Annotated in this window: 7 protein-coding genes; 2 read left to right on the forward strand and 5 right to left on the reverse strand. The window is 69.4% G+C overall.

The window, feature by feature from the left end; all coding sequences use genetic code 11:
• Positions 1–37: 37 nt before the first annotated feature.
• A complete protein-coding gene (locus tag ACWGKJ_RS23275; RefSeq protein WP_385018107.1) occupies positions 38–1,648 on the reverse strand; it encodes a sodium:solute symporter family protein in 1,611 nt (536 codons plus the stop codon).
• 425 nt (positions 1,649–2,073) lie between these two features.
• A complete protein-coding gene (locus tag ACWGKJ_RS23280; RefSeq protein WP_385018134.1) occupies positions 2,074–2,853 on the reverse strand; it encodes an SDR family oxidoreductase in 780 nt (259 codons plus the stop codon).
• Between the two features lie 157 nt (positions 2,854–3,010).
• Between ACWGKJ_RS23280 and ACWGKJ_RS23285 the strand changes: the two genes are divergently transcribed.
• Entirely contained in the window at positions 3,011–3,877 is an 867-nt protein-coding gene (locus ACWGKJ_RS23285; protein ID WP_385018109.1) for a hypothetical protein, read from the forward strand.
• Between the two features lie 157 nt (positions 3,878–4,034).
• Here ACWGKJ_RS23285 and ACWGKJ_RS23290 read toward each other — a convergent pair whose 3' ends face one another.
• From ACWGKJ_RS23290 to ACWGKJ_RS23300, 3 genes are all read right to left on the reverse strand, one after another.
• Positions 4,035–4,244 (reverse strand): DUF397 domain-containing protein, encoded by a 210-nt coding sequence (locus ACWGKJ_RS23290; protein ID WP_385018111.1) that lies wholly within the window; start codon positions 4,242–4,244, stop codon positions 4,035–4,037.
• 193 nt (positions 4,245–4,437) lie between these two features.
• A complete protein-coding gene (locus ACWGKJ_RS23295) occupies positions 4,438–5,295 on the reverse strand; it encodes a helix-turn-helix domain-containing protein (RefSeq protein WP_385018113.1) in 858 nt (285 codons plus the stop codon).
• Positions 5,296–5,576: 281 nt separating this feature from the next.
• Positions 5,577–6,284 (reverse strand): GOLPH3/VPS74 family protein, encoded by a 708-nt coding sequence (locus ACWGKJ_RS23300; protein WP_385018115.1) that lies wholly within the window; start codon positions 6,282–6,284, stop codon positions 5,577–5,579.
• Positions 6,285–6,477: 193 nt separating this feature from the next.
• Here ACWGKJ_RS23300 and ACWGKJ_RS23305 point away from each other — a divergent pair, with 193 nt between their 5' ends.
• On the forward strand, positions 6,478–8,988 hold the full coding sequence (locus tag ACWGKJ_RS23305) for a D-alanyl-D-alanine carboxypeptidase (RefSeq protein ID WP_453315805.1): 2,511 nt from the start codon (positions 6,478–6,480) through the stop codon (positions 8,986–8,988).
• Positions 8,989–9,036 lie beyond the last annotated feature (48 nt).

The raw sequence follows: 9,036 nt of genomic DNA on the forward strand, positions 1-9,036 counted from the left end.
CAGACCGTCCGACGGAGCCGGCCGGGCAACCGCCCCCTCAGCCGTCCAGCCGGCCGCCCGCGTGGCCGTCCGCCCCTTCCCATCCCAGCGACTCCGCATGCGCCCCGCTGCCCTGCGCCGGAACCGTCGCCGCCGCAGCCGCCCCGTCCGGGCCGTCGCCGTCCAGGTTGACCCGGGCGATGATCGCGTCCCGTTCCGGGGTGTCCTCCGGCTTGACGAAGCCGATGAGGACGTACAGCACCAGGGAGACCGCGAGCGGCAGCGAGACCTGCCATTCCAGGGCGACATCCGTGTTGGCCGAGCCGTCCAGGTGGTAGTTGGTGAAGTAGAAGGCGAGCAGCCCGGCCGCCCAGCTGACCAGGGCTGCCGTAGGCCCGGACTTACGGAACGGGCGCAGCAGGCCGAGCATGAACGGGATCGCGATCGGCCCCATCAGACCGGCCACCCACTTGATGACGACCGAGATGATGTCCTTGAAGGTCGGCGAGTTGATCTGGGTGGCCAGCGCCATCGACAGTGCGAGGAAGCCGAGCGTCGAGACCCGGGCGGCCAACAGGCCTGCACGGCTGCTCCACTGACGGGCCGTCGCCGAGATCGCCGGGGCGATGTCCCGGGTGAAGACGGCCGAGATGGCGTTGGCGTCCGATGAGCACATGGCCATGGTGTGCGAGAAGAAGCCGACGACGATCAGACCGAGCAGCCCGTGCGGCAGCAGCGACTCGGTCATCAGCGCGTACGCGTCGGACGCGTCCGGCTTCTGCGCGTGCACGAGCAGCGGCGCACACCACATGGGGAAGAAGAGAACGGCGGGCCAGACCAGCCAGAGGAGCGAGGAGAGCGTGGCCGAACGGGTCGCGGAGCGTGCGGAGTCGGTGGCCATGTAGCGCTGGGCCTGGTTCCACATGCCGCCGTTGTACTCGAAGGTCTTGATGAAGAGATACGCCAGCAGGAAGGTCATCGTGTACGGGCCGGCCGTCGGGTCGGAGTGGCCGCTCGGGAGTTTGTCCCAGACCGTCCACAGCGCGCTGAAGCCGCCGAGCTTGCCCATGGCGGCGACCAGCATCGCGACTCCGGCGATCAGCTGGATGATGAACTGCCCCAGTTCGGTGAGCGCGTCGGCCCACAGACCGCCGACCGTGCAGTAGACCGCCGTGATCACACCGGTGATGAGGATGCCCTGGGTGAGGGTGATGCCGGTGAAGACGGAGAGCAGCGTGGAGATGGCCGCCCACTTGGCCCCGACGTCCACGATCTTCAGCAGCAGCCCGGACCAGGCCAGCGCCTGCTGGGTGGGGAGGTTGTAGCGCTCCTTGAGGTATTCGAGCGGCGATGCCACATGCAGCCGGGAGCGCAGCCGGTTCAGCCGGGGCGCGAAGAGCTTCGCGCCGATCCCGATGCCGATGGCGATCGGGAGCGACCAGGTGACCATCGACGTGAGTCCGTACTGGTACGAGATCCCCGCGTACCCGGTGAACATCACCGCGCTGTAGCCCGACATGTGGTGGGAGATGCCGGACAGCCACCACGGCATCCTGCCGCCGGCGGTGAAGAAGTCGCTCACGTCGTCGACCCGCTTGTGGGACCAGAAGCCGATCGCGATCATCACGCCGAAGTAACCGATGAGCACGGTCCAGTCGAGACTGTTCATGTGCCCCCTCCAGGGGTCCGCCTGTACTGAGTTCATCTCGTTGAACCGCGAGGGAACCTCGATGAACGGGGAAACGCTTCGCCAGTACGTCGATCGGGAGTACGCCGATCGGGCGGTGCCCCGTGCGGGAGTGGGGACTTCACGGATTGAACCCTCTGCGCCAAGGGCCGGTCAAGGGTTGGGCGATCACAAATATGAACACAGATCAGCAAGCAGAACGATTTTACGCCCTCTTGACCTCCGGACCGGTTGCTCTCGGAGTGACGGGGGCCACACCATGAGCGGGCACTTCGCCAGCGGCAGCCATCCGGGAGCAGTACGGCACAACGGCGGTACGGCAGAACGGCATTCAGTACGGCAGAACGGCAGGACCGCACGGGATGCGGGTCCCGTGCGGTCGAGAAGAGGAGGCCCGACTGGGCGGTTCAGCGCATCAGTTCACCGGCGTTGACCAGCAGGGACTGACCGGTGATGGCCCGTGCGCGGTCGGAGGCCAGGAAGAGCGCGGTGTCCGCCACATCGCCGTCCGTCGCCAGCTCGGGCAGCGCCATCCGGCCGGTCAGCCGGCTGAGCACCTCCGCCTCGGGGACGCCCTCGCTCTCCGAGGTGAACCGGACGAACGCCTGCACCGGCGGCCCCCACATCCAGCCGGGCAGCACGGTGTTCACCCGGATCCGGTGCGGTCCCAGCTCGCGGGCGAGTGAGTACATGGCCGAGGTGAGTGCGCCCTTGGACGCCGCGTAGGCGGCCTGGTGCACCTCCGATGGCGCGGCGACCGATGACTGCGTCCCGACGAAGACGACCGACCCGCCCCGCTGCTTGAGGCCGGGCAGACAGGCCCGCGTCATCCGCAGCGTACCGAGCAGATTGACGTCGATGACCCCCTGCCAGGTGGTGAAGTCGGCGTCCTGGAGCCCGCCCAAGTAGCTGTCCCAGGCGGCGACATGGACCACCGCGTCGATTCCGCCGAACCGCTCGGCCGCCAGCGCGGCGAGCGCGTCGCACTGCGACTCGTCGCCGATGTCCGTGGAGAGGTACGCGGTCCGGGTACCCCCGGGGTCGATCTCGGCCGCGCACTTCACGAGGTTGGCCTCGGTCCGTGCGCCGAGTACGGCGTTGCCCCCGTCCTGTATGACGGCCGCGGCCATCCGGTGGCCGAGCCCGGCACCGACCCCCGACACGACGACGGTCTTCCCGGCGAGCATCCCGTCCTGCGCCCCGGCGGCCCGGGCTTCCGTGGACGGGGACTCGGTGGGACGGCTTTCCATGGCGGGATCCTCCGGACTCTGGCAGTTTTCCTGACGGAACGTCAGAGTAGGTCCGTCCGAAGGCGGAGGGAAGAGGGCGAAGAAGGGGGCACCGATGAGTAAGGAACCGTCCGGTGGGCACGCGGCCGGCGACACACGGAGCGAGGTGTACGGCGAGCTGGCCTCGGTCGGGCCGTACGGGGTGCGGCCTGGCCATGCGCTGATCACCATGGTGGAGCCGCATCCGGGCCATGAGTACGCGTACAACCGGTGGTACGAGGACGACCACTTCTACGCAGGGGCCATGGCGATGCCCTGGATGTACGCGGGCCGCCGCTGGGTCGCCACCCGTGAACTCCAGGCGCTGCGCTACCCGGAGAAGTCCGCGGTCGCCCAGCCGGTGACCGCCGGGTGCTACCTCACCACGTACTGGGTGACCGAGGGCCGCTACGACGAGCACATGAAGTGGACCGTCGGCATCAACAGGCGGCTGAACCGGGACGGCCGGGTCTACCAGGACCGTACGCATGTCTTCACGGCGTTCCAGGACCATGAGGCGACGGTCTACCGGGACGGTGCCGCCGGGCCGCGTGACGTCCACGCGCTCGACCATCCGTACGCCGGTCTGGTCCTGGAGGTGATCGACGCCGAAGGCCCGGAACAGCGGGCGGAGTTGCTGGAGTGGCTGCGCGCGAAGGGGCTGCCGAAGCGGCTCTCGGGCGGCCCCGCCGCGATGGTGACGGTCTTCCGGCCGACACCGCTGCCGAGCGACCGGATGGCGTATGTGAAGCAGGTGGAGGGAGTGGACACCCGGCTCACACTGCTCTGGTTCCTGGAGTCCGACCCCAGGGAGGTCTGGGAACCGCACTTCACCGGGCTCGACGGGGACCTGGTCGAGCGCGGCCTGGGACGGGTGGAGCTGGTGGCGCCTTTCATACCGACCGTGCCGGGCACCGACCGTTATGTCGACCGGCTGCGCTGACGGCTGCGTCGATCAACTGCGCCGACCGGCTGCGCTGACCGGCCGCGCCGACCGGTGCGGAAGCGGTTGGCCGGTCAGGGCCGAGCCCCCTCGGCCGGGACGGCGATCCAGTCGAGAGGGCTCTTGTCCACGGTCCGGGTGATCACGGGACCGGGGGTCAGTCGAGAGTGAACGCGCCCTGGCCCACTTCGCTCACGAAGCTGTTCCACGAGGCGGGAACGAAAGCGATCGACGGGCCGTCGGCGACTTTTGAGTCCCGCACGGCGATGGCCTGGGCAAGCGGTGACCTGACCTCGACGCAGGCACCGTTTCCCGTGGAGTACGAAGACTTGGTCCAGGTCTCGGTCGCGCCCTGCTGAATTGCCATGTTCGCTCCGGTAAGCAGTCGTCGTGTTGCGTCAGCGTTCTCGATGACGCCTGATCGACGCTACTCGCGAACTCCCCTGCCCGAGACGGCCGTTCACTCGACCGAGTGGCTTCTGCCGCTCAGTCTTACGCTACGGGGCAGCTGGGGTGTACCGTGCGGACCTGGATTTCAGGAATCGGACATACGCTGCCATTCAGCGCGCGTACCCCTTGGCGATCTCCATGATGAACTCCCTTGTCTGTTCCACGTTCAGGGCCTGCGCGCGCAAGTGCTCGTACATCACGCTGTACTTCTGCACATCCTGCGCCTTCTCCAGATAGAGGTCGCTGGTGACGCCCTCGATGTAGACCACGCTGGAGTCCGCCGCGTCCGGGAATTCCAGAATGGCGTACTGCCCGTTGATGCCGGGGTGCGCGCCCACCGCGAACGGCAGTACCTGCACGGTGACATGGGGGAGCTGGGACAGCTCGACGAGATGCTCCAGCTGGCTGATCATCAGCTGCTTGCCGCCGACGACCCGGCGCAGCGCCGACTCGTCGATCACCACCCAGAGCCGCAGCGGGGACTCCTCGGCGCTGACCCGCTCCTGGCGGCGCAGCCGGACCTGGACCCGCTTCTCGATATCGGTCACCGCGGTCTCCGGCAGTGCACCGGCGATCAGGGCCTCGGCGTACTGCTTGGTCTGGAGCAGCCCCGGGACGACCTGCGGGTCGTACACGCGCAGACTGGCCGCGTCGGTCTCCAGGCCGATATAGACGCTGTACGGGATGTCGCCGAAGGCATGCCACCAGCCCTGCTGGCGCGAGTCCTTGGCCATCTGCATCAGCGAGTCGACGATCCGGTGGTCCTCGACCTCGTACACACCGCAGAGATCGCGGACATCGCGCTGGCTGATGGAGCGGCGGCCGTTCTCCAGTCGGCTGATCTTCGACTGGGAGACGAGCAGGCGCTCGGCGACCTCTTCGGCCGTCATGCCCTTGAGCTCCCGGAGCCTGCGCAGCTCCTGGCCGAGCCGGCGCCGCCTGACAGTGGGATTGACGTTGGACGCCACGGGAACTGCACCTCCGGCTTTGACGTACTGAGCCCCACCGCGCTGTGCCGGTAGGCCTTACTGCTCAGCAGATTGCCATCAATGCCACGCGCTGCGCTGGGAAATGGCCAGAGAGTGAGCGCGCGGGGCCGACGGCTTGCCGGCCCCGCGCGTTCGTGTTGCGGCTCCCGAACCGGGTCTTGGGGACGTCGGTGCGGCGGTCCTGGTGCTCGTACTGCTGCTCGTGCCCGTACTGCTCGTGCTCGTACTGCGGCTGAGCTCACCCGGTGGTGCGGCTTACCTCAGTGCGCCGCCACCCGGGCCATGGCCCCGTGGTGCGCCGGCGCGGCGCTGCCCGGTGCCGGTGCCGGACGGCGCGGCTGTGCCGCCGCACCGTTCTGGACGTCCATGACCGCGTGCGCCACGAGTCCGCCCATGGGGTCGTGTCTGATCAGGTCCCGGAGGCGGGAGCGTGATGAACGCCCCTCGTTGCCGGGGTAGAGGTGCTTGCCGAGCCCCACTGCGTGAGCGAGCGCGGCGAGCGCCGCGGTCCGCGGGTCCGGCGGTACGCCGGTGCGGATCGCACTGTCCAGCCGGGCCCTGATGTCCCGGCTGATCGCTGTCTCCGTCGCCTGGTAGCGAGTCGTCGGCAGCACTCCGCACATCTGGCCCGCCACGGCATGCACCATGCCGCACCGCTCCAGATGAGCGAGGTAAATCTGGCGCAGCCCCAGTCGGGGCCCGCCGATCCAGTGGACTGCCCGGACCGGGCTGCCGCGCCTGCGCAGCAGTTCCAGTGCGGAGTCCAGTGTCGGATCTCCTGTCGGCCGTGCCATCACCACGGCGATACGATCCCCGTCCGGGGCTATCCGTCCTGCCAGAGCCAGCTCTACTAGCTGGGCTCCGGCCAGGCCGAGGTCGAGCGACTGCGGCTGCGCTGTGGTACCCGTGGTCGGGTCCAGAGCGAGCAGTAGAAGCTCTTCCGGAATCGTTCTGCGGCTCCTGCCCATCCATGCCTCCCCGCGTGGATGAGTGACAGGGTGACCCCTCTCACATTGGTCTGTCGAGAGCGCCTGGGTGCTTTGTACTGGAACCTGGGCGTATGTCGTTCTTGTCCCGTGCAGCGGTTAAGCGCCCACACAGGACACTGGTAGATGGTTCGGACAGGCGGGAAAACCCGCGCGGCGTATCCAGGAGGCATCGGTGGCGGGCGAGTCCCCCGACAAGTCGGAGCAGCGGAAGTCGTCAGAGGGAACGGCTCCCGGTACGAGCGATCCGAGGCTCGCGGTCTTCCGCTCGGTGCCGGATCCGGAAGCGGGTGCGGTGTCCGGCTCGCAGTCGGGCGACGCACGGCTGCGTGAGGCGGTGGCCGCGTGGGTCGCCGGGGCGGACGACCCGGCGGACGCGTCCGGTCCGTCCGGCGCATCGGACGGGGGCGACACCCCCGAGGCGTCGGAGACCCGCGTCATGCCCACGCCCTCCGTCGACGGGCCCGAAGCGGGCAGTGCCCGGAGCGAGGCGGGCACGGATGCCTCCGCTGCGGGCGCGGACGCCGAGCCGGACGAGGGTGCCCGGGGCGCTCAGGCCGCCTCTGGGGCCGCATCCGCCGCCGACGCGCCCGCAGGGGCTCCGTCGGACGCGGAGGCGCGTACGGGCGCTTCAGGGGGCGCAGACGGGCCCGCCGGGCCAGGTGACGACGCGGCCACCGACGGCGAAGCAGGGGACACGCCGGGCGGAACGGGCGCATCGGGCGGCGCGGCAGCCGCCGACGCGGGCACCGGTGCCCCGGACGCGAAGCAGGCGGGCGACGCCCGGTCGGGCGAGGCTGCCGGCGCCGGCACTGCCGCTTCGGTTGCCGAAGCGGCAGCCGCCGGGCAGGGCGCGAAGCCCGGAACCGGGCCCGGCGCCAAGCCGGAAGCGGAGCCGGACGCACCGTCGAACGTCGCAGACGCAAAGGCTGCTGCGAAGGCCGACGAGAAGCCGGTCGGCAAGGACGGCGCACAGGGCGGGAAGGCCGCCCCGAACGGGGGAGAGAAGACCACCCCGAGGGTGGACGAGAAGGCCGCTACGAAGCCCGGCGGCGAGGCTGCGGCGAAGGCGGACAGCAAGGCCGACCCGAACGGTGACGGTGACGGTGGCGCGGGCTCGGAGCCCGAGGGTGAAGCCGTCGATCAGCCCACCGGTATCTTCCGCATCCCCTCCCGCCCGGTGGATCAGCCCACCACCACCCTGAAGCGCAGCACCTTCGTGCCGCTGCGCCCCGACGACGTACCCGGTGAGCGGAAGAAGCCGACACCCGCTCCAGTGCCGTCGCCCGCCAAGGCCCCGGCCGGGGTTCCGGCCGCGAGCGCCGCAGCCGGAGCGGCCGGTGGCGCCGACACCGCGCAGCCTCCCCTGGTCGAGCCGACCCGGCAGCAGCCGCTGCCGCCCAAGCCGCCGCTCGACCTGCTGGCCGAGCTGACCAACAAGCCGGCCCCGCCGGAGACCCCGGTGCGTACAGCGGTCCGGCGCTTCAAGATCTGGACCCCGCTGGTCCTCCTCGTGCTGATCATCTTTGCGGTCGTACAGGCCGTCCGGCCGCTTCCCGACCCCGGCCTGAAGCTGACCGCCGCACCGTCGTACTCCTTCTCCGGATCCAAGGTCGCGCTGCCCTGGCCGGGCGAGGGCCAGGGGATGATGTCCGTGGCCGGGCTCGGCACCATGGACAGCTTCGGCGCGGAGAAGCCCGTACCGATCGCGAGCATGGCCAAGTCGATGACGGCCTACCTGATCATGCAGGACCACCCGATGAAGCCGGGTGCGAAGGGGGCGTCGATTCCCGTCGACGCCACGGCGGAGAAGGAAGGCCACTACGACAAGAGTGGCAATGAGTCGACCCTGAACACGATCAAGAAGGGCGACGTCCTCTCCGAGAAGGACGCGCTCAGCGCGGTCATGATCCCGTCGGCGAACAACGTCGCGCGGCTGCTCGCCCGTTGGGACGCGGGCTCGGAGGCGGCGTTCGTGAAGAAGATGAACGACACCGCCCGGAAGCTCGGGATGACGCACACCAAGTACACCGACCCCTCGGGTCTGACCGCCTCCACGGTCAGCACGGCCGCCGACCAGGTCAAGCTGGGCCAGGAACTGGTCAAGATGCCGGCGCTGATGGACATCACGAAGCTCCCGAGCTGGACCGACCCGTCGGGCAAGGCATGGAGCAACTACAACCGGCTGGTGCCCTACAACGGGGTGATCGGCATCAAGACCGGCTCCACCACCACCGCCGGCGGGAGCCTGCTCTTCGCCGCGGAACAGAAGGTCGGCCACACGACGCAGTACATCGTGGGTGCGGTCCTCGGGCAGCACCAGGGGCCGTCGATCATCGACACGGTCAACGCGGTGAGCAAGAAGGCCCTGCTGCCCGCCGAGTCCGCGCTCACCTCACAGAACGTCGTGAAGAAGGGGCAGGTCGTCGGGTACGTGGACGACGGTCTCGGCGGGCAGACCCCGGTGGTCGCCACCAAGGACTTCGAGGCGGCGGGCTGGGCCGGTCTGAAGGTCGACATCAAGATCGGCGACGGGGGCAAGGCGATCCCGCACGAGGCGAAGGCCGGAACGGTCGTCGGTCAGCTCACCGTCGGATCGGGTCCTGGCAAGGTCACCGCCCCGGTCGCACTCCAGAAGGACCTCCCGAAGCCCGGCTTCGGAGCGAAGCTGACCCGCGTCGGCTGAGCGCCCGACCGGGCGTCCGGGTGAGCATCGGGGCTGCCGCCGCCGGCC

Source organism: Streptomyces sp. NPDC054757, from assembly GCF_053612185.1.

Excerpts from the sequence above, each read along its gene's own strand:
- ACWGKJ_RS23275 (WP_385018107.1), bottom strand. The coding sequence starts at position 1,648 with ATGAACAGTCTCGACTGGACCGTGCTCATCGGTTACTTCGGCGTGATG.
- ACWGKJ_RS23280 (WP_385018134.1), bottom strand. The coding sequence starts at position 2,853 with ATGCTCGCCGGGAAGACCGTCGTCGTGTCGGGGGTCGGTGCCGGGCTC.
- ACWGKJ_RS23285 (WP_385018109.1), top strand. The coding sequence starts at position 3,011 with ATGAGTAAGGAACCGTCCGGTGGGCACGCGGCCGGCGACACACGGAGC.
- ACWGKJ_RS23290 (WP_385018111.1), bottom strand. The coding sequence starts at position 4,244 with ATGGCAATTCAGCAGGGCGCGACCGAGACCTGGACCAAGTCTTCGTAC.
- ACWGKJ_RS23300 (WP_385018115.1), bottom strand. The coding sequence starts at position 6,284 with ATGGGCAGGAGCCGCAGAACGATTCCGGAAGAGCTTCTACTGCTCGCT.